Origin of the sequence: Nocardia rhizosphaerae (assembly GCF_042650365.1) — a bacterium.
GTDB lineage: Bacteria > Actinomycetota > Actinomycetes > Mycobacteriales > Mycobacteriaceae > Nocardia > Nocardia rhizosphaerae.
Genome location: NZ_JBHSBA010000007.1, coordinates 60602 through 80668 on the forward strand (window position 1 = coordinate 60602; position 20067 = coordinate 80668).

General features: G+C 70.2%; 18 protein-coding genes. 14 read left to right on the forward strand and 4 right to left on the reverse strand.

The genetic code is table 11. The features are described from left to right. Nucleotides 1-11: 11 nt before the first annotated feature. The 4 genes from ACFOW8_RS15160 to ACFOW8_RS15175 all read left to right on the forward strand — a co-directional run bounded on the left by ACFOW8_RS15160 (nt 12) and on the right by ACFOW8_RS15175 (nt 3442). Nucleotides 12-1034, forward strand: a complete 1023-nt coding sequence (locus ACFOW8_RS15160) for a fatty acid desaturase family protein (protein ID WP_449289772.1) — start codon at nt 12-14, stop codon at nt 1032-1034. 236 nt (nt 1035-1270) lie between these two features. Continuing rightward, a complete protein-coding gene (locus ACFOW8_RS15165) occupies nt 1271-1654 on the forward strand; it encodes a DUF1304 domain-containing protein (RefSeq protein WP_378551259.1) in 384 nt (127 codons plus the stop codon). A 419-nt stretch (nt 1655-2073) separates the two neighbouring features. Next, nucleotides 2074-2538, forward strand: coding sequence for a hypothetical protein (locus tag ACFOW8_RS15170; RefSeq protein WP_378551260.1), 465 nt, complete (start codon nt 2074-2076; stop codon nt 2536-2538). A gap of 214 nt (nt 2539-2752) precedes the next feature. Beyond that, complete coding sequence (locus ACFOW8_RS15175; RefSeq protein WP_378551261.1) at nt 2753-3442, forward strand: LppP/LprE family lipoprotein; 690 nt, start codon at nt 2753-2755, stop codon at nt 3440-3442. On the opposite strand, the gene ACFOW8_RS15180 is transcribed toward ACFOW8_RS15175, so the two are convergent. Further along, nucleotides 3423-4544 (reverse strand): metallophosphoesterase, encoded by a 1122-nt coding sequence (locus tag ACFOW8_RS15180; RefSeq protein WP_378552017.1) that lies wholly within the window; start codon nt 4542-4544, stop codon nt 3423-3425. The two genes, ACFOW8_RS15175 and ACFOW8_RS15180, sit on opposite strands and share 20 nt — an antisense overlap. Nucleotides 4545-4683: 139 nt before the next feature. Here ACFOW8_RS15180 and ACFOW8_RS15185 point away from each other — a divergent pair, with 139 nt between their 5' ends. Then, the gene (locus ACFOW8_RS15185; protein ID WP_378551262.1) at nt 4684-5544 is read left to right on the forward strand and encodes an extracellular catalytic domain type 1 short-chain-length polyhydroxyalkanoate depolymerase; all 861 of its coding nucleotides are present in this window, start codon (nt 4684-4686) and stop codon (nt 5542-5544) included. Nucleotides 5545-5867: 323 nt separating this feature from the next. Beyond that, a complete protein-coding gene (locus ACFOW8_RS15190; protein WP_378551263.1) occupies nt 5868-7019 on the forward strand; it encodes an alpha/beta hydrolase in 1152 nt (383 codons plus the stop codon). 237 nt (nt 7020-7256) lie between these two features. On the opposite strand, the gene ACFOW8_RS15195 is transcribed toward ACFOW8_RS15190, so the two are convergent. The 3 genes from ACFOW8_RS15195 to ACFOW8_RS15205 form a co-directional block, all read right to left on the reverse strand. Further along, complete coding sequence (locus ACFOW8_RS15195; protein WP_378551264.1) at nt 7257-11120, reverse strand: arabinosyltransferase domain-containing protein; 3864 nt, start codon at nt 11118-11120, stop codon at nt 7257-7259. Between the two features lie 178 nt (nt 11121-11298). Beyond that, a complete protein-coding gene (locus ACFOW8_RS15200; RefSeq protein WP_378551265.1) occupies nt 11299-12189 on the reverse strand; it encodes a serine hydrolase in 891 nt (296 codons plus the stop codon). Next, the gene (locus ACFOW8_RS15205) at nt 12186-13061 is read right to left on the reverse strand and encodes a LysR family transcriptional regulator (protein ID WP_378551266.1); all 876 of its coding nucleotides are present in this window, start codon (nt 13059-13061) and stop codon (nt 12186-12188) included. The genes ACFOW8_RS15200 and ACFOW8_RS15205 overlap by 4 nt, the downstream gene beginning before the upstream one ends. A gap of 281 nt (nt 13062-13342) precedes the next feature. Between ACFOW8_RS15205 and bla the strand changes: the two genes are divergently transcribed. From bla to ACFOW8_RS15245, 8 genes are all read left to right on the forward strand, one after another. After that, on the forward strand, nt 13343-14209 hold the full coding sequence (gene bla / locus ACFOW8_RS15210; RefSeq protein WP_378551267.1) for a class A beta-lactamase: 867 nt from the start codon (nt 13343-13345) through the stop codon (nt 14207-14209). A 102-nt stretch (nt 14210-14311) separates the two neighbouring features. Beyond that, complete coding sequence (locus ACFOW8_RS15215; protein ID WP_378551268.1) at nt 14312-14524, forward strand: hypothetical protein; 213 nt, start codon at nt 14312-14314, stop codon at nt 14522-14524. A 223-nt stretch (nt 14525-14747) separates the two neighbouring features. After that, nucleotides 14748-16178 carry a sensor histidine kinase gene (locus ACFOW8_RS15220; RefSeq protein ID WP_378551269.1) on the forward strand — a complete coding sequence of 477 codons (1431 nt, stop codon included), beginning with the start codon at nt 14748-14750 and terminating at the stop codon, nt 16176-16178. Beyond that, the gene (locus ACFOW8_RS15225; protein WP_378551270.1) at nt 16175-16585 is read left to right on the forward strand and encodes a roadblock/LC7 domain-containing protein; all 411 of its coding nucleotides are present in this window, start codon (nt 16175-16177) and stop codon (nt 16583-16585) included. The genes ACFOW8_RS15220 and ACFOW8_RS15225 overlap by 4 nt, the downstream gene beginning before the upstream one ends. Continuing rightward, nucleotides 16582-16926, forward strand: a complete 345-nt coding sequence (locus ACFOW8_RS15230; RefSeq protein ID WP_378551271.1) for a DUF742 domain-containing protein — start codon at nt 16582-16584, stop codon at nt 16924-16926. Before ACFOW8_RS15225 ends, ACFOW8_RS15230 begins: the two co-directional genes overlap by 4 nt. Continuing rightward, nucleotides 16907-17521, forward strand: a complete 615-nt coding sequence (locus ACFOW8_RS15235) for a GTP-binding protein (RefSeq protein ID WP_378551272.1) — start codon at nt 16907-16909, stop codon at nt 17519-17521. The genes ACFOW8_RS15230 and ACFOW8_RS15235 overlap by 20 nt, the downstream gene beginning before the upstream one ends. Beyond that, a complete protein-coding gene (locus tag ACFOW8_RS15240) occupies nt 17518-18762 on the forward strand; it encodes a cytochrome P450 (RefSeq protein ID WP_378551273.1) in 1245 nt (414 codons plus the stop codon). The genes ACFOW8_RS15235 and ACFOW8_RS15240 overlap by 4 nt, the downstream gene beginning before the upstream one ends. A gap of 69 nt (nt 18763-18831) precedes the next feature. Then, a complete protein-coding gene (locus ACFOW8_RS15245) occupies nt 18832-20055 on the forward strand; it encodes a cytochrome P450 family protein (protein WP_378551274.1) in 1224 nt (407 codons plus the stop codon). Nucleotides 20056-20067: the final 12 nt, after the last annotated feature.

A 20067-nucleotide genomic window follows, 5' to 3' on the forward strand; every position in this document is an offset into this window, starting at 1 on the left:
ATGCTGGACGGGTGGCAGTCGCTGATGTCGCGCCGGTGCGCGGCAGTGAGTTCTCGATCCTGATGCGCCGGGTGCGGGCGGCGGGTCTGCTCGACCGCCGGGTGCGCTACTACGTGTGGGCGAGTGCGCTCACCGCGGCCGCGTTCGTGGCGGGCTGGGTGGTGTTCGTGCTGCTCGGCGATACCTGGTGGCAGCTGGCTGTCGGCGCCTTCCTCGCCCTGGTGTTCGCGCAGATCGCGTTCCTCGGCCACGACGCCGGGCACAAGCAGATCTTCGCGTCCCGCCGGGCCAACTACCGGTACGGGTTGATCGCGGGCAATCTCGCGATCGGGCTGAGCATCGGCTGGTGGACGAGCAATCACAATCGGCACCACGCGCACCCGAACACCGAAGGCGCCGACCCGGACGCGATGGGCGTGCTGGCCTTCTCCGGGGAACGGGCAAGGGCCGGACGGGGAATCCGGCGCCTGATCTTCCGGTATCAAGCCTGGCTGTTCTTCCCGATGCTGTTCCTCGAGGGCGGCAGCCTGCACCGGGCGAGTGTGCGCGCGGTGCTGCGCTGGCCGATCCCGAATCGGGTGCTCGAGGGCGCGTTGCTCGCGACGCACGCCGCCGCCTATCTCGGAACCGTGTTCCTGGTGCTGCCGCCGGGAAAGGCGTTGGCGTTCATCGCCGTTCAACAGGGGCTGTGGGGGTTCTACATGGGGTGCACGTTCGCGCCGAACCACAAGGGGATGGCGGTGCTGCCCGAGGGCGACAACACCGACTTCCTGCGCCGCCAGGTCCTCACCTCCCGCAACGTCCGCGGCGGCGCCATGACCGATCTCGGGCTCGGCGGCCTGAACTACCAGATCGAGCACCACCTCTTCCCGTCCATGCCGCGCCCCAATCTCGTTCGCGCCCAGCCGATCGTGGCCGGGTTCTGTGCCGAGATCGGCGTGCCGTACCACGAGACCGGCCTGTTCGAGTCCTACGCGGAGGCCATGGCCCACCTCGACGAGGTGGGCCGCCAGGCGAGCCTGCGACCCGCCTGAGTCACAGCCGCGGATCGGTGGGAACCGACTCCATCGCCAGGAACCCCAAGTCGGTCGCGGGAGTGTGGGTGGTGGAGATCGTCAACAGCCCCCGTCGATCCTGTCACGGCCCCGCCGGCGATTTTCCGCACCGCCCGCGGCGTTCGATTCCGCGCGTCCTGCGTCACAGTGGGGCGCCGCGGCGGATAATCGCGCCACCGACCCGGCGACCGCCGGGCGCTTCGAGAGGTGCCGCCATGACGGTGTTCGCGCTGGTGTTCGTCGGGATCGCTGTGCTGTTGCACGGGTACATCTTCGTGCTGGAGTCGTTGTGGTGGACGCGGCCACGGACCAGGGCGACGTTCGGGACCTCCGTGGCGGCAGCCGCCGCCACCGAGGAGATGGCCTTCAATCAGGGGTTCTACAACCTGTTCCTCGCGATCGTGGCGGCGGTCGGCATGGGGTTCGTCGGGTTCGGTGACCCGGGGATCGGCGTGGCGCTGGTGCTGGCCGGGGCCGGATCGATGGTGGCGGCGGGGACCGTGCTGCTGATCTCCGCGCCGGACAAGGCGCGGGCCGCGCTCATCCAGTTGGTTCCGCCGCTGATCGGCTGCGTGGCGCTGCTGCTCGCGCGGCCATGAGCCGCCGAAGATCGGACCGGTCGTGAGCACGCCCGCCGCGGCCCAGGTGCCGCAGACCGGGGCGTAGCGGGTCTGCCAGGGTTCCAGGTCCGCGAAACGGTGTGTGCCGCGCAGGAATCCGGCGCCGAGGCGGGCCGACCAGACGAGGTTCACCAGCAGGATCACGTTCAGGCCGAGTGCGACGATCTTGTTGGGCGACGACCCGCATCGCACTCCTGTACCTAGAACCGCTAGGTCATAACCCAGCGGAGCTAGGTATGAGAGGTTTGCTTACTTCCGGTAACGATGTGTGCCGGTGATCGATACGGTGAGTGGAGGGCGCGCCGGTTGTGGCGCGCACATTCCCGGGCTTCCCGGTGTCCGGCGGTGCGTTGCGCGGATTCGTGGGGCTCGGGTGTTACCAGTGGAAGGGGATCTATATGACTGTGCGTGCGAAGGTCGCGGGCATCGCGGCCGGGGTGGCCGTGGCGGCCGGGACGATGGTGGCCGGCGCCGGTACGGCGAATGCCCTGCCGAGCTATCTGGTGGGGATCGACTGCATGGGGATCAGCCCCAATATCGTCGACGTGCCCTACAGCAACCAGGTGATCGTGTCCTACCTGTACGACCGCTCGGGGCTGCCGACCTTCACGGTGCACTCCGGCGCCAGCATCTGGGGCTACCAGAGCAGTCCCACGCTCACCTGGACCAATCTGGCCACCGGTGCCTCGGGTTCGCTGACCGGGCACACGAACATCTCCTCGATGTTCGGCACCGGCGGCACCGTCTACTTCACCGATGTGCCCACCGGGGCCGGGCCGGTGCGCATCGACCTGTCCGTGGTGAACACCGGCCTGGTGCCGGTGCCGCCGGTGACCTGCTCGGGAACCACCGACATTCACTGAGCTCGGACCGCCGATCCGGCCGGGTACGCGTGGCGTACCCGGCCGAATTTCGTATCTGGTTGGGGCACAAGGCATTTCGTTCTGATTGCGGAAGGGTGTGAATATTCCACACCTAGGGTGATGATTGCCGGAATACGCCTAACGGCCGTTTCGGCGACCCCGATGGACTGAGCAGAACGCGCGACCGGCGCGGGGGACAGGAATCGAGGAAGTCATGAAGAACGTAGTGCGGATGAGTGCGCTGATCGCCGTCGCCGCGGCCGCGGTGGTCGGCTGCACGGGCGACGGCGGTTCGACGGGCTCCGCGCCCACGTCGGCGACCACCTCGGTCACGGCGGGCACCCCGGCGCCCACCGGTGGACAGCAGCCCGGCGGCGAGCAGGAGACGCCGGGCCAGGGGTCGACGGACGGACAGGGGTCGACCGGCGGTCAGGGGTCGACCGGCGGACAGACAGCGGTGACGCAGGAGCCGACCACGCCGGCGGGCGACGACCTCAGCGGACCGGGCAAATGCATCGACCCGAGCTCGACCGGCGTGCGGAATGCGCTGGCCCGGCTCGGCGACGGCTGGCATGCCCAGCGCGCGTCGAACGATATCCCCGGCCAGTGCGCCGAACTGCTCTGGGTGCAGGCGGTCGGCGGCAATTCCGCGGGGGCGCCGATCCACGTGCTGTTCTTCCACGACGGGCAGTGGCTCGGCACGGCCACCGCCGAGCCCTACGCGTTCACCTCGGTGGTGGGCTACACGAAGAACGAGGTGAGCGTGGAGTACAAGTGGCTCGCCGGTGACGAGCCGTTCGCCACGCCCCAGGGCGGTCCGGTGGCCATTCACTACACGTGGAACGGCTCCGAGGTCGTGATGAGCGGACCGCTTCCGGACGAGGTCACCCAGCCGCACCGCTAGGGCGCAGCACCAGCACGGTGACCTCGCTCGGCGCGAACACCCGCAGCGGCGGGCCCCAGAAGCCGGTGCCGCGACTGGTGTAGAGCTGGGTGCCGTTCGCGTGGCGGCTCAGCCCGGCGACCACCGGCTGATCGAGCCGGACCAGATAGTGGAAGGGCCAGATCTGGCCGCCATGGGTGTGGCCGGAGATCTGCAGCGCCACCCCCGCCGCCGCGCTGTCGGTGATCTGCTTGGGCTGATGGGCCAGCAGCAGCACCGGCAGCGTGGGGTCGGCGCCCGCCAGTGCGGCGGGCAGGTCGGGGCCGTGACCGGGCAGACCGACGCCGGTCGGGTCGTCGATGCCGGCGACGACGAGCCGGTCGCCGTCGCGGTCGACGGTGCGGTGCGCGTTGTGTAGCGGCTGCCAGCCGAGCCCGGCCATATGGTCGATCCAGCCCTGTGCGTCACCGAAGTACTCGTGGTTGCCGGTGATGTAGAAGCGGCCGAGCGGGGCCTGCACCCGGGCGAGCGGGTCGACCTGGGCGCTGCGCCTGGCCACCGATCCGTCGGCGAGGTCACCGGCGTGACAGGCGATATCGGGACGCTGGGCATTGACGAGGTCGACCACCCGCTCCGACCAGCGTTGCCGGTTCAGCGCGGCGTAGTGCGTATCGGTGACGACCACCACCCGCAGACCGTCCAATCCCGGTGCCAGGCCACGGATCCCGACGTCGACGGTGCGGACCCGTGGCAACCGGCGCGCCTCGTAGTACCCCCAGCCGATCAGCGCGACCGAGATCACCAGCACCCCGAGCGCGACGATCCGCGCGGCGACGGTGCCGTCGACCCCGGCCACGGCCAGCGCACCACGGGCGACGAGGCCGAGCGACGACCAGGAGAAAACCACCCACAGGATGCCGAGCACGGCGTCGCCGACGATCACCGCCGGATCCGATTGGGTGGGGCCGTGGCCGAGGAACAGCGCGGCGGGCAGGCTCAGATAGCCGAGCGCGCACACCGCCGTGCCCACCCAGAACAATGTGCCGGTGCCGCCGGTCGGTGCGGCTACCAGCGTCCACCAGGGCAGGGCGAACAGGACAGCCGGAATCAGCAGGATCACTATCAGTCGTACGGCGAGTCTCAACGGGTTCCGTCCTGCGCAGGGCCATCCGGTGCGGTGGCCACGAATCGGCCATCCAGCCTAGCGCGACCACCGCGACGAACCGCTTGCCCCGCGGTGGAAGGTCCGGTTCACTGGTGCCATGCGGATCGCCCTGCTCGCCGCGGCAGCTGTCCTGCTCGTCGGCTGCGTGGCGGCGGGCGACGAGCAGGCCGGCGCCACGCCCCAGGTCGGCACGAGCGAGTGGACCCTCGACCACGACGGGCACGCCCGCACCTATCGCCTCTACCGGCCCGCCGCACTCGACGAACCGGCGCCGCTGGTGGTGGTGCTGCACGGTGCGCTCGGTACCGGCGCGCAGGCGCAGCGCGCCTACGGGTGGGACGCCATGGCCGATGCCACCGGTTTCGCCGTCGCTTATCCCGACGGCGTCGACCGCGCCTGGAACACCGAGGGCGACTGCTGCGGCACCCCAGGCCGCACCGGCGTCGACGATGTGGGCTTCCTCGCCGCCATGATCAATGAGATCGGTGCCGCGGTGCCCGTCGACCGCGACCGGATCTATCTCACCGGAATGAGCAACGGCGCCATGATGTCCTACACCATGGCCTGCCGGACCTCGGTCGCCGCCGCGATCGGCCCGGTCGCGGGAACTCAGCTGGGCGACTGCGCCGATCCGGCGCCGACCTCGGTGATCCATGTCCACGGCAGTGACGACGCGAATGTCCGCTACGACGGCGAGCCCGGCATCGGCATCGCCCGCATCGACGGACCACCGGTGCCGGAGCTGCACGATTTCTGGCGCGCCGTCGACGACTGCGCGGCATCGGAATCGACGACCACCGGCCAGGTCACCGTCGCCGCCGCGAACTGCCGCGACGGACGCGCGGTCCGGCTCGTCACTGTCGCCGGTACCGGGCACAGCTGGCCTGGCACCCGGTCCGGCGATCCCCTCGACGCGACAGCGGTCATCTGGGAGTTCTTCGCCACCAGGCAGCGCTGATCCGCCCCAACCCAATTCTGCGGCAGTGGAATCGGACTATCCACTGCTGTGCGCGGTACCGAACCGGCGATCGTGTCGGCGGGGGAGTGGGTGCTTCGCGGAGGAGGTCGTCACCGTTCGCTGCGTCACCAGGGTCGACCCCGCTGTCTGAGCGAAGCGAACTGGCTCACATCGGTTTTCGGTATGCCCGCCGTCGCCCCGGCAGGCTATGCTGCCCGGCAGGAGCCGCCCGCAGGCTGTGAGTGCCGCGGTCGGGTGGAGTGGGGACGCGGCGGCAGCCGCACAACGGAAAGGCCTGAACAGCGATCATGCGTGGGGTAACCATGGGAGGGGCGCTGCGGCGCCGACACGGGTCGAGCCGGATCCGGCGCGGCATGGCGGTGGCGGTCGCCGCGGCGGTGCTTCCGCTGTGCGTGTCGGTGGCGCCCGCGGCCGCGGACGAGAATCCCGATGCGATCGACTTCCGCGTCGATTCGTCGATGGGCACCATCAACACCCGCATCCTGCGGGCGGCCGACGGCAACACCGACCGGGTGGTCTATCTGCTCGACGGCGAGCGCGCCGAGAACGACCTCAACGGCTGGGAGAAGCACACCGATATCCCGGCCGAGATGGCGAAGTTCAACATCAATGTGGTGATGCCGGTCGGCGGCCAGTCCAGTTTCTACGCCGACTGGGACCAGCCGAGCAGTTTCAACGGCTTCAACCCCGACGGGTCGGCACTGCCGAGCGCGGACTCGGGCTCGGCCGTCGGCGGCTGGGAGGACACCAACGGCAAGACCACCACCTACAAGTGGGAAACCTTCATCACCGAAACCCTGCCCGCGGCACTGAAGTCGCGGCTCGGGTTCAGTGACACCCGCAACGGCGTGGTAGGCCTGTCCAGCGGTGGCGGCGCGGCGCTGATGATGGCGGCCTACCATCCGGAGCAGTTCACCTACGCCGGTTCGCTGTCGGGCTATCTGCACATGTCCATGCCGGGGATGCGCGAGGCGCTCGGCGCGGCCATGATCGCCAGCGGCGGCTACAACATCGAGGCGATGGCGCCCGCGGGCAGCGAGAAGTGGCAGCGGATGGACCCGTACGGGTTCGCCGAGACGCTGGTCGCCAACAACACCCGGCTCTACATCTCCGCGGGCAGCGCGACGCCCGCCGACCAGGACCTGTCCTCGGTGGACGCGATCACCCAGGGCATGCCGCTCGAGGCGATCGCGCTGGCCAATACCCGCTCCTTCGAACAGCGGATCACCGAGCTCGGCTACACCAACGTCAGCTACGACTACCCCGAGATCGGCATCCACAACTGGGGCACCTGGGAGCAGGTCGCCATCCGGCTGATGCCGGACATGGCCCGCAATATCGGCAAGCCGCTGCCCCCCGGCGCCACGCCGCCCGCCGGGGGTGAGCCGCCCGCCGGTGCGCCGGGCCAGCCGCCCGCCGGTGAGCAGCCGCCCGGTGGCGAGCCGCCGAAGTAAGTCCGCGCCGCTGAGACCGCCGCTTCCCGTTGGGGGCGGCGGTTTCGTTTGTTGTGCTGCCGGTCGCCGGTCGCCGGGGGTCGGCGCCGCCCGGTGGCCCGCGGCCGGGTGGCTCGGTCCCCGCGCCACGCTGCGTGTCCACCTATCTCAGTTGTTGTCGTGATTCGTGCAAGTGCGGCGAAAAGTGTGTGGTCGGCGCGGGGCCGGACACCCCACACTTGCTGGGTACGGGGGTGCTCAGCCTGTCCTGATCGGGCTTTCGCCGGTCCAGCCCCACACACTGGCCCTGCGGACCTCGAGCTCCGCCGGGGGTGCGGTGATCAGGCGGCTGAGGCGCTGGAGCTCACCCCAGTCCCTGGTCCAGTCGTCGGCCAGGTAGGCGGGGATCGTGCGGCTCCGCATGAGCAGGCCGGTCCAGCCGAGCGGGCCGCCGCCGGTCTCGCCCTGCCAGGTCTCGGAGACCTGCGCGTTGAGCTTGTCCGGCTGGATCCGCCACAGCGGCATCTCGGCCACCCCGGAGCGGTGATCGAACGGACGCTGACACGGGAACGCCAGCCCCACATGCCAATCCGCGAGCACCGGATCGCGGGTGCCGACCACGGTGTTCAGTGTCGACAGTTTCGGCAGACGTGGGGGTGTGACGGCCAGCCATTGCATGGGGTCGGGTTCGCCCTCGGCGATCAGGCGCACCGCCGTCGTGCCGGTGGGCAGGGTGTCCAGCGCGAGCGGCAGATTCCGCCAACCGGGTGCGCCACCCACGTTCGGCGGCACGAGTTCGCCCAGCGGGGTGAAGGTTCCGTCGTCGCCACGGCGCGCGGACTCCACCCGCAACCGCTGCCCCGGCATCCGCGTGCCGTCCGGTGCCACCGACTCGATCCGGCCCGCGACGGTGAGCACCACCACTCGATACGCGGGATCCCGCTGCGCCGCTGCGAGATCCAGGTCGTACCACTGCGTGGTCAGCCGGGTGCGTTGCGGTGCGCCGGTCGAGTAGCTGCCGAGCACCGGCGTCCGCTCCGGGACCAGCCCGAACGGCAGCGCTGCGGTGCTCCCGTTGACACCGGTCGCGGCGGCAGGCCCGCCAGGCCCCGGCCCGCCCTGCCCTTGACTCCCGCCGGGAGCCGAGCCGCCCGGCCCGTTCCCGGACCTGTCACCGGGTACGGTGCCACCGGGGGCGGCAGAATTCTGGCCACCCGGAGAGTTTGGGGCCGATCCACCAGGTGTACCGGAACTGGATCCACCGGGCGGTGTGCCGTTGTTTCCCGGTGCGCCGCCGGGTGTGCCGAGGCTCGATCCACGGGGACCCGTGCCGTCGGTTCCCGGTGTGCCGGAGCTCGATCCGTCTGAAGGGCCGCCGCTGTGATGCAGTCCTCCGGGGGCGGTCGACGGGGTGGCACCGGGGCCCGCGCCGCTGGGAGGACCATCAGGGAGCGCGCCGTTCGGGGGGCCGCCGGGGCCCGCGCCGCCGGGGGCAGGGCCGGAACCCGATGGTGGGGCGGCGGATCGGCCGGGGCCAGGGTCCGGGGCGAGGCTGCCGATGCCGTTCGGGGTGAAGCCGGTGTTCTCGGCGGCGAGCCCGTCGGCGACGGCGCCGGTGACGGGGATGAGCAGCGAGTTGGCGGTGTTGGTCTCGACGAGCACGTCATCGGCCATGGCGCAGCGATCCCCGGCCAGGGTTCGCAGGTTCGACAGGCCGACCGAATACGCCGGATACTGCGAGATCGCCGCCGAGGCCAGCGATCCCACCTCGAACAGCACCATCGCGGCCGCGGCCAGCGTGAGCGGCGTGACCACCGGCAACCGGTATCGCCGCGACACATCGTCGACAGGGATCTGCCCTGTCCTAGCCGTGTCGCGCTCGCCGGTGGTGGCGGCGATGTCTGCTGTTGCAGAGCCGGTGGTGTCCGCCGGCCCTGCGCTGGTGCTGTTCGTCCGCTGCCGCCGCAGGGTATTCGGCGCGCGGTAGTACTGCGACAGGGCGATGAGCAGGGTGAGAGCGGTGGCGGCGAGGAACAGGGCCGAGACGTCGACACCGCCTACGGTGGGGGCGCGGTCCGGCCAGGGGACGCCGTAGCCGGAGACGTACCAGTAGCCGTTGGATCCGGTACAGCAGACGGCGAGCAGGAACAGGACCGCCGCGCCGAAGAGCGACCGGAGCCAGGGAGCACGGAGTGTGCCGCGGCGCAGGGCGATCGCGGTGACGGCGGCAAGGGCGGCGGCGAGACCGGCGTAGACGCCGAAGTGATGGGTCCACTTGGTGGGGGTGAACATCATCAGCAGCAGGGCAAGGAATGTCACCGCGAGCATCCGCGTCACCGGGCCGCGTGCGGTTGCGGCGATCCGGCCCGCGCCACGCACGGTCGCCAGCACACCGACGATCAGGCACAGCAGCATCGCGAGCACACCGAACCGGCGGGTCAACGAACCGTCCGGGTTCACCGAGAGCAGTGAGTCCCAGCGGGTGCGCTCCTCGAACCAGGACAGGTCGGGGCCGACGAGCCGGCGCACCCGGGTGGCCTCCAGCACGCTCGCCCAGCTCTGGTCGGCGAACACGACGACGAGTACCAGCGTGCCCGCGGCCGCGATCGGTGCCAGCACCGCCGCGTACCGCAGCACCGCGGCGCCGGCGCCGGTGCGCGCGCGGGCGATGATCGTGTGCACGACCGGGCGCGAACCCGCGAGCAGGGCACCCACACAGATCAGGCCGGTGGGTCCGGCGGCGAGGCAGAACGCGGCGATCAGCACCGCCAGCGCGGCGGGCAGCAGGCGCCGGGTGGCGATGGCGCGTTCCATCGAGCACCAGGTGAGCAGCACACCCATCGCGATCAACGGTTCGGGGCGAAGGCCGTTGTTGTACGGCAGCCAGATCGCGAGGAACACCAGTGCGGCGGTCCAGCGCGCAGGCGAGCTCGCCGCGACACCGGAACCCAAGCGCGGCAGCACTTCCCGGCTCAGCACCAGCCAGCACACCAGACCGGCGAGCAACGCGGGCAGCCGCATCCACAGTCCCGCCTCGCCGAACCTGGTCAGCAGCGCGAGTACCTCGTAGGGCCAGCCGAACGGCGCCTCGGCGACCTGGAACCACCGGTAGTAGTTGGCGGTGTACCCGGCCTCCCGCGCGGCGCGGGCCATGGTGAGGATGTAGCCGTCGTCGGAGCTGTTCGCGCCGACCACATGCCACACCAGCAGGGTTGCGGCGACCGCGCCGTCGAGACCGGTGAACCGCCACCAGCGCGCGGGCAGCACGCGCCGCGACCGGCGTCCGTCCCTGATATCGCCGCGGTGCAGGCAGCTCAGGGCGACCACGGTGCACAGCACCGCACCGAGAATGCCCGCCAGCTTCCAGCCGGTCGGGCTCGACGCGAACCGCGCATCGATCTCGGCCCGCAGCCACGCATCGCCCATCCGCTCGCGATCCAGCTCGGAGTACACGCCGACGAGCTGCGGGCGCACATCACCGTCGACCGTCGTCCGCATCGGCGACCCGTCCGCCGCGGTCAGGCCCACGAGTTCCGCGGTGGTACTCGTGGCGGTGGAGGTGATGGTCAGTGCGGTGCACGCGGCAGCGGGCGTGTCCGCGCCTGCGGGAATCCCGGTGCCCGGCGGTGGTGCCGATGAGCCTGGCGGCCCATCCCCGCCTCGTCCGGGAGGCGAACTATCCGGTCTCGCGGGTACCGGGCCACCGGGGGACGGGATACCCGCGCCGGCCGGTGGGGCCCCGATGTCGGCGACCGGGACGCTGAGCAGCAGCCGATCACGCAGGACGACAGCGAGAGTGCGTCCGGTGTCGGGGCGGTCTTCGATCCGGGCGACCAGGCCCTTCGAACCGGCGCGTGGGGCCTGCGGGGGCACGGTCGACAGCACGGTGCCGCCGGTCGTGTCGCGCAGCGCGGTACACGGCACGTGCGCATCCAGGGTCAGCGGCACATAGTGCACCAGCGGCGCACTCAGTTGCAGCGCCTGCGGTTGCGGCCAGTTCAGGCTCACCCGTTCCTGGCTGACCGGCAAGAACGGCGTCGCCACCGCCAGCACGATCCCGAGGACCCCCGCCACCACACCGATCAACCGCACCCGGCCGAAACCGGAAGAATCTCCACCCACGAGCACCGATGCTAACCATCACCACCCGGTTCGGGCGCGTCGGTGTGGGAACCCGATTCTCGCGCATCGTGTTCGGCGGCATGCGTCCACTCGGCCCTGGCCTCGGCGGCGTGCTGGAGCGGCACCATTCGCGATCCACCCCAGACGGTCGCCACACACGACCGGGTGGGTGGTCCGATCACCGTGGGCGGCGCAGTTCGGTGACCGCGATACGGGCTGCTTCGCCGATCGCCGCATCGACCACCGGCAGCGTGGGATCCGCGCGCGCGGCACGGGTGAACACCGCGACAGCGACCGAGGTTTCGCCGGGGAACTCGATCACCGCCACCTCGTTGCGGATCACGCCGATGGTGCCGGTCTTGCCGGCGACGAGCACACCACGGTGCGGGAACCCGGCGGCGATCCGGTGTGGCCAGAGCTGCTTGCTCATCACCGCGCGCACGAATTCGGTTCTCTCTCTGGATAATACGGTCCCAGACCAGAGCAGCCGCAGGAATCTGGTCATCTCCTCAGGGGTGGTGGCGCTGGCGTAGGACGGGTCGTAGGCGGAGACGGTCCAGGCCTCGTCGTTGTCGGCCAGCGCGGCGAAGGCTTCCGCGGTGGTGTGGGTGTCGGTGTCGCGGACCAGGCTGCGGTGCTGGTCGGCGGTGCCACCGACGACGCGCGTCGCGGTGAGGCCGAGTTCGGCTACCAGATCGGTGACGGCGGCCAGCCCGAGTTCCCCGAGCAGCACATCGGCGGCGGCATTGTCCGACACCGTCATCATGGAGGTCGCCAGGTCACGCCTGCTCAGCGTGACCGGATCGTGCAGGGCGGCAAGCCCGGTCGGTCCCGGCGTGCACTCGGTGGGGTCGACGGTGATCCGGGTGCCGGGATCGAGGCGGCCGTGGTCGACCTCCCGGCAGAACGCCGCGAACAGCAGCAGCTTGTACACCGACGCGATGACCACCCGCTCGTGCCCACCGACACTCACCTCGGCGGCGGACTCATCGCAGCGGCGGGCATGCAGCCACCCGGTGCACCCGGCATCGGCGAAAACCGCGCGAATGCGGTCCACCGTCGGACTCATCGCAGTCGTTCCCGGTAGAGCACACGGTCCAGCGCTGCGGCTCGGTCGGCGGCATCTTTGCGGCGAATGACCCTGACCCGCAACGCCACCGACCGCGGCGCCAAGGTGAGCCAGGCAACGCCGGGCGTCGGGATCGGTGGCGTGGTGGTGAGGCCGAAACTGGTGCCCGCGGCGACCGCGGCGAGCAACGCGCGGTCATCGGGCGCCGCCAGCACCGGGACGTCGAGTCCCCGTTCGCGCAGCAGGTCGAGCACGGTGTCGAACGCCGGTGGGTTGGCCGCCCGCGCGGGATGGGCGAACTGGAGTCCGGCCAGCATCGGAAAGGTGGGGCGTTCGGTGGTGGTGGTGCGATGCTCCGCGGGCACGACCAGCCAGCGGGGCAGCTTCAGTACCGGTCCAGCGTCCACTCCGTCGACCAGCGCGGGATGTTCGATCACCGCCACCTCGCATACCCCGGCCCGCACCTGTGCCACGACATCGACGGTCGATCCGAGCACGGTGGCCACTGCGGCACCAGGCGTGCGCAGCGCCGTGACACACGCGGCGACCAGCCGATCCGGCAGGGCCACGGTCGCCGCGAACCGCACCGTCCCACCGCGCTGCCCGATCCGCTCCGCTTCCGCCCGTAACCGGTCGGCATCGTCGACGAGCAATCTGGCCCGCGGCAACAACTCCCGCCCCGCGGCCGTGAGCAGCGCGCCGTGACTGGTCCGGTGGATGAGCTCGAGCCCGAGGTGCCGCTCCAGCCGCCGCAACCCCTGCGACAGCGGCGGCTGCGTCATCTCCAGTACGGCCGCGGCCCGCCCGAAATGCCCCTCGTCGGCGACCGCGACGAAGAACCGAAGATGGCGCAACAGATCCATGTCGGCCATTGAACCAGCGCCACTCACTCCCACACCCCCTCTCTGCCGCAACTCGCGCGCGGACCCCTGGCGGGCCGGAGCGAACGATCACGCAGCGCATCGGGCTGGTCGGAGCGGACGACGGGGCAGCTCGAACTCCCGGAATGTGGGCGCTTGCGGCGCGCTGAACTGCGTTGATATCGATGGCGACTGGAGCGGGCCCGGCGCGGGTATTGGCGGTGCGGTCGGGGCGGTGGTGTTCTGCGGTGGTGACCGCCCTTCCGATACCGCTTCGCCACCGCATCGCCGCTGTGGCGATTGTCCTGTTCGCCCTTCCTGGCTGCTCGAACGCCGGGCAGGCAGTCGACCCGCCCGCACCGAGCGCGGCCGAGGTATCGGCGCCCCTCTTCGCCGATCTGGCGGCGAAATATGATGCTCGGCTTGGTGTTTCGGTGATCGATACCGGGTACGGAGCGACGGTGGACTACCGCGCCGACGAGCGGTTCCCGATGGCATCGACCTTCAAGGGGCTCGTCTGTGGCGCGTTGCTGCGGGATCATCCGCTCGACACCGGGTACTTCGATCAGGTCATCCACTACACCGCGGCCGACCTCGTGGTGTACTCCCCGGAAACCGAGAAGCACGTCGACACCGGGATGACCGTCGCCGCGCTCTGCGATGCCGCGATCACCCTGTCCGACAACACCGCGGGCAATCTGCTGCTCCGGCTGGTCGACGGCCCGGCGGGATTCACCGCCTTCCTGCGCGAGATCGGCGACTCGGTGTCTCGCCTCGATCGTTGGGAACCGGAACTCAACACCGCCGTACCCGGCGATGAACGCGACACCACCACCGCCGCCGCGCTGGCCGCCGACTACCGTGCCCTCGTCCTCGGCGACCTGCTCGGCGAGGCGGAACGCGCCAAGCTGGCCGCCTGGCTGCAGGCCAACACCACCGGTGCGAAGCGCATCGCGGCCGGGCTGCCCGCGGACTGGACCGTCGGTGACAAAACCGGCACACCCGCGTACGGCTCCGCCCTCGACGTCGCGATCGCCTGGCCCCCGAACCGCGCCCCGCTGGTCCTCGCCGTGCTGACCACCAAGACGACCGCGGACGCCGACCCGTCCGACGAACTCGTCGCCGAGGCCGCGAAACACGCGGTGGCCGCCCTCAACTGACCCGCCAACCCGCCGCCACCGACCGCGCACACCGCACCGGTTCGTCGCCCGCAGCCACGAACAGTGCGGTGGGAATCGGGACACCGTTGCCGAGCGCGGTCGGTGGCAGCGGGCGGTCGCGACCGGGTCACGCACCGGATCGTCGGTGTCGGGGACCTCGCCCAGCCGCGTTGCCGGCCGGGTGAACCCCTCCTGCCTGACCGCGCGCTCGATCAGCATCGACCGGACCGCCGGATCTTCACTCTGCTCGGTGTCGCCGCGCTCGGCGAACCGGATCTGCTGGTCGAGGTCGAGGCGACCGCGGTGCTCGACTGACCTGACTGTGCCCTCGCCCGGACGCCTGCGAGATACAGAGCGTATAACCGCAGTTCGATTCCTTGACGGCATCCCGATTGGGTAACGAAATGCATACGAACAGATCATGAAAACCTCGCTGCTCGAGTGGCAGCAGTAGCGAGGGCTCGATATGCTCCCCTGCGTAAATCGAAACGGGCTCTCGTGCCGTGTGATTGGTTCGACGATGGGTGGTTGGGGGCCGGTGAGTACTGCGGAAGTCGAGCCGAAGGCGCAGGTCGCGCCGGATAGCGGCACCCCCGAATCCACCGCGGAGAGCGCCGGATACGTGGTGCTCGGTGTGGGAATCGCCGTCGCGGTGATCGCGGGTATCGCCGTGGTCATGGCGCCGCCGCTGATCGGGTTCCCGGTGCTCGCGGGAGCGCTCACCTTCACGCTGGTGGCCTGCCCCGCGATCTTCGTCGCGCTGCGGCAGCGGGCCGCGGCCAGGAACGCCGCCGAGGTCACCCGACGCGCCGAACAGCAGGTGGCCGCGACCATCGCCGAGGCGAGTCAGCGGATCGCCCAGGCCGAGGACCACGCCACGCACTACGCTTGGGAGGCACAGGAGAACGCTCGCCGCGGCGCCGCCGCGCTCGCCGCCTTCGCCGGTGCCGCGGGCCGCATCCAGGCCATGACCACCTCGATGCTGGCCGAACTGCGCGAGATGGAACACCGCCATGCCGACCCGCGCGTGCTCACCGACCTGCTCCACATCGACCACCGCACCGCCCAGACCGGGCGACTCGCCGACAGCATCGCGGTGCTCAGCGGTGCCCGTACCGGTCGCCGCTGGGCCAAACCCATTGCGATGGAATCGATTCTGCGCGGCGCCATGGGACGCGTCGCCGGCTACCAGCGCGTGCGGCTGCGGGCCGTCGCCGAGGTCGGCATCGTGGGGCACGCCGCCGAAGGCGTGATGCACACCCTCGCCGAACTCCTCGACAACGCCTGCAACTTCTCCCCGCCCACCACCGAGGTGCACGTCTACGCCGCGGAAGTGCCCGCGGGCGTGGTGATCACGATCGAAGACAGCGGCCTGGTGATGAGCGAGTCCGCGCTGCGCCGCGCCGAAGCCGCCGTGAGCGGACGCGACCACAAGGGCAAGGGCACCGACCTGACCTCGTTGTCGGGCACCCGGCTCGGCCTCGCGGTGGTCGGCCACCTGGCCCGCAAACACGAACTCACCGTCTCCTACCGGCCGTCGGCGATCGGCGGCACCGCCGTCGTCGTCGTGGTCCCGCGCGAGCTCACCGCCCGCGCCGAACGCCGCAGCCGTGGAACCACCGGAATGTCAGCGCCGACACCGCGTTCCACCGAACCTCAGCTCACCACGCTGAACCCGTTCGACTCCCTGAGCCAGTTCGACCCGCCGACCCCACGCGAGCGACACGCCAGGACCGCCGACACCAGGGGAGCGCACGCGGCCGACACCGCCGCGCCCACGGTGTCCACCTCACCCGCTCTGCCCAAACGACGCAGAGGCGACACGCTGGCCAAGGTCCACCCCGACGGGCTGTCCACCACCCCGGTCGCCGACACCGCGCCGGCCAAACCGGCTGCCCTCGGTGCCTTCCAGCGGTCGGCGCCGAGCCGAGGGCAAGCCCCAGCTCCCCACCCAACGGAGGACCGATGACCACCATAGCCTCGACGAATCTCGGCTGGCTGCTCGAGAAGCTGATCGCCCGCACCCCACGCGCCAGGCACGCGCTGCTGCTGTCCGGCGACGGCCTCAAGATCTGCCACACCCCCGAACTCGACATCGATCGCGCCGACCAGCTCGCCGCGATCGCCGCCGGGTTCCAGAGCCTGGCGCACGGGGCCTCCGTCGAGTTCGGTGACGGGCGTGGCGGTGTGCGCCAGTCGATGACCGAGTTCTACGGCGGCATCCTGTTCGTGGTCGAGGCGGGGCGCGGCGCGCACTTGGCGGTCGTCACCGCCGAAGACGCCGACGCGGGCCTGGTCGGGCACACCATGCACGAGCTGGTCGAACAGCTCGGCGAGCATATGGCCGCCCAGCCGAGACGCGGAGCGCCGAATTGACCAGGCCCGGCCGCGACGACGACCCCGACCGGTTCTATACGCTGACCGGCGGCCGGGCACCCGCCACCGACGAATTCGACCTGGTCACCCTGATCGTCACCGAATCGGGTCCGTCGGCGGGGATGTCCTCGGAGCAGGTCGCGATCCTGGACATGTGCCGGGCACCGACCGCGGTCGTGGAGATCGCGGCGGAGCTGCGGGTGCCGGTCGGGGTCGCGACGGTACTGCTCGCGGACCTGCAGCACATGGGCAAGATCACCGTCCGGCCCCCGCTGTCGGCGGCGATGTCGCTGAATGCCTCCACCCTCGAGAAGGTGCTCGTTGGACTTCGCAAGCTCTGATTCCGCGCCGGAGCGGTCGCTGGCACCGCTGCACAGCACGGCACAGCACGGGTTGAAGATCGTCGTGATCGGCGGATTCGGCGTCGGCAAGACGACATTGGTGCGGTCGGTGAGCGAGATCCGGCCGCTCGACACCGAGGCGACGATGACCGATATGTCGGTCGGTGTCGACGATGCCGGTGCGGTGCCTGGCAAGTCGAGCACGACCGTCGCCTTCGACTTCGGCCGCATCACTCTCGACGACGAACATGTGCTGTATCTGTTCGGCGCGCCGGGGCAGCAACGGTTCTGGTTCCTGTGGGACCGGCTGTTCACCGGCGCGCTCGGCGCCATCGTGCTGGTCGATCAGCGCCGGATCAGCGACTCCTGGTACGCGATCGACCGGCTCGAACATCAAGGCACCCCGTTCGTGGTGGCCTGCAACGACTTCGGTGACTCGCATCCGCCGCAGCAGGTGCGCGATGCGCTGGATCTCGATCCGGCGGTGCCGCTGCTGATGTGTGACGCGCGTTCGCGCGAATCGAGCAAACAAGTGCTCATCGCGCTGGTAGAACACCTGTATTCCGCTGTACCGCAAGGGGAGACCATCGCATGAGTACACCCACCGGTGCCTGCCCGATCACCGGCGCCGTGCCGTTGAGCGGACCCGAGTTCCATATCGAACCGCACGAGGTCTATCGCCGGATGCGGCGCGAGCACGGCCCGGTGGTCGCGGTGGAACTGCCGGGCGGGTTCCCCGCATGGCTGGTCATCGGCTACCGCGAACTGCATCAGGTGACCAGCGATCCGCTGCTGTTCCCGCGCGATGTGTCGCTGTGGAATCAGTGGGGGCGGGTGCCGGAGGACTGGCCGCTGCTGCCGATGGTCGGGCGTCCGATGCCGTCGATCTACTTCACCGCCGGTGCCGAGCATCGCAGGCACCTGGCCATGGTGGAACCGGCACTGGACGCGGTCGATCACTTCGAATTGCGCCGCGCCTGTGAGGAGCTCGCCGACGGGCTGATCGATCGCTTCTGCGGTCGCGGCACCGCCGACCTGGTCGCCGAATTCGCCGAGGCGCTGCCGGTTCTCGCGCTCAGCCGGATTCTCGGCCTCGCCGATGCCGACGCCGCCGACCTGGTCCAGGTCATGAAGGCACTCGCTGACGGCGGCGCCGACGCCCACCTCGGCCACGCGCGATTCGCCGAACACATGGCGCGCCTGGTCGCGGTGAAGAAGGCGCGTCCCGCAGGCGATCTGGTGTCGCTGATGCTCGCCGATCCCGAGTCGTTCACCGACGAGGAGTACATGAACGACCTGATGGCGATCATGGCGGCGGGCCAGCTTCCGACGGCGGACTGGATCGGCAGCGCCATGCGGCTGATGCTGGTCGACGACCGCTTCGCCGCCGCCCTCGGTGGGGGACGGCGCAGCGTCGGTCACGCCATGAGCGAGGTCCTCTGGGAAGAGGGCCCCACCTCGATCCTGGCGGGCCGGTGGGCCGCCCGCGACACCAGGCTGGGCGACCAGACCATCCGCGCCGGTGACATGCTGCTGCTCGGCCTGGCCGCCGCCAATCTCGACCCGCACGTCCGCCAATCGTTCGCCGACGGCGACACGGTGCCCACCGGCAACAACGCCCACTTCGCGTTCAGCTACGGCGAATACCGCTGCCCGTTCCCGGCGCAGCAGATCGCCGAGATCATCGCGCGGACCGGAATCGAGGTGCTGCTCGACCGGCTCCCCGATGTCGACCTCGCGGTGCCCGTCGACCAGCTCACCCGCCGACCTTCGGCTTTCCTGCGTGGCATGACCGCGCTGCCCGTTCGTTTCACCCCGGTCAGACCTGTCGGGTAGGCAGTCGTGAAGAGGCCGCACTGCCAGGCAGTTTCGTTGCACACCAGTTAGACCCGTCGGAGGTTCCTCGTGAGTTCGCAATGCCCATTCGCCATCGATCCCATGGTCGGTGACCTCGACGGGGAGACCGCGCGGCTGCGCGCCCAAGGCCCGCTCACCACGATCGACCTGCTCGGTGTGCCCGCGTGGACCGTCACCGATCACGCCATCGCCCGGCAGCTGACCACCGACACCAGGCTGGTCAAGGACATCAACGCCTGGAAGCTGTACACCGACGGCGTGGTCACCGACCAGTGGCCGCTGATCGGCATGGTCGATGTCGATCGCTCGATGTTCAACGTCGACGGTGCCGAGCATCGCAGGCTGCGCCTCAAAACCGCGCAGGCGCTGGCGCCGCGGCGGCTGGAGGAGCTACGTCCGAGCATCGAGCGGCTCACCGCCGAACTGCTCGACGATCTCGAAGCCGCGGGTGCGGACGGCACGCCGGTCGACCTCAAAGCGGTCTTCGCCTATCCGCTGCCGATGCGCGTGGTCGGTGACCTGATGGGCGTCGCGCGCGAGGATCACGCGCAGCTGCTCGACTGGTACAAGAAGTTCTTCTCGGTGATGACGCCGCAGGACGAGCGCCTGCGCGTGATCGGCGATCTCGACGTGTACTTCACCGATCAGGTGCGCCGCAAGATCGCGAACCCCGGTGACGACCTCACCTCGGCGTTCGTCGTCGCCGACGCCGAAGGTGGTGAGCCGCTCACCGAGGAGGAGGCGATCGGCAATATCAAAGCCCTCGTCGCCGCCGGGCACGAAACCACGGTGAGCCTGATCGTCAATACAGTGCGCGCACTGCTCAACGAACCCGAGCAGCTGGCGAAAGTCCTCGCCGGCGATGTGGAATGGAAGCAGGTGATCGAGGAGTCGCTGCGCTGGGACGGCCCGGTCTCGCACCTGCTGATGCGCTTCGCCACCGAGGACATCACCGTCGGCGACACGGTGATCGCCAAGGGCGACGGTGTGGTGATGTCCTACCGCGCCATCGGCCGCGACACCGCCGTGCACGGCGACACCGCCGACGAGTTCGACGTGACCCGCCCGACTGCCAACCGGCACCTGGCCTTCGGCTACGGCCCGCACATCTGCCCAGGCGCCGCGCTGTCCCGGCTCGAGGCCGCCATCGCGCTGCCCGCGCTGTTCGCCCGCTTCCCGAACCTGCGGCTCGCCGTGCCCGACAGTGAGCTCGGCAATCTGCCGGTGCTCACCCAGAACGATCTGGCCGCGCTGCCGATCATCCTGAACTGACCGGCGTCGCGT

Bases quoted from the DNA above. Each gene is read 5' to 3' on its own strand.
- ACFOW8_RS15165 (WP_378551259.1), top strand. From the start codon at position 1,271: ATGACGGTGTTCGCGCTGGTGTTCGTCGGGATCGCTGTGCTGTTGCAC.
- ACFOW8_RS15170 (WP_378551260.1), top strand. From the start codon at position 2,074: ATGACTGTGCGTGCGAAGGTCGCGGGCATCGCGGCCGGGGTGGCCGTG.
- ACFOW8_RS15175 (WP_378551261.1), top strand. From the start codon at position 2,753: ATGAAGAACGTAGTGCGGATGAGTGCGCTGATCGCCGTCGCCGCGGCC.
- ACFOW8_RS15185 (WP_378551262.1), top strand. From the start codon at position 4,684: ATGCGGATCGCCCTGCTCGCCGCGGCAGCTGTCCTGCTCGTCGGCTGC.
- ACFOW8_RS15190 (WP_378551263.1), top strand. From the start codon at position 5,868: ATGGGAGGGGCGCTGCGGCGCCGACACGGGTCGAGCCGGATCCGGCGC.
- ACFOW8_RS15200 (WP_378551265.1), bottom strand. From the start codon at position 12,189: ATGAGTCCGACGGTGGACCGCATTCGCGCGGTTTTCGCCGATGCCGGG.
- ACFOW8_RS15205 (WP_378551266.1), bottom strand. From the start codon at position 13,061: ATGGCCGACATGGATCTGTTGCGCCATCTTCGGTTCTTCGTCGCGGTC.
- ACFOW8_RS15225 (WP_378551270.1), top strand. From the start codon at position 16,175: ATGACCACCATAGCCTCGACGAATCTCGGCTGGCTGCTCGAGAAGCTG.
- ACFOW8_RS15240 (WP_378551273.1), top strand. From the start codon at position 17,518: ATGAGTACACCCACCGGTGCCTGCCCGATCACCGGCGCCGTGCCGTTG.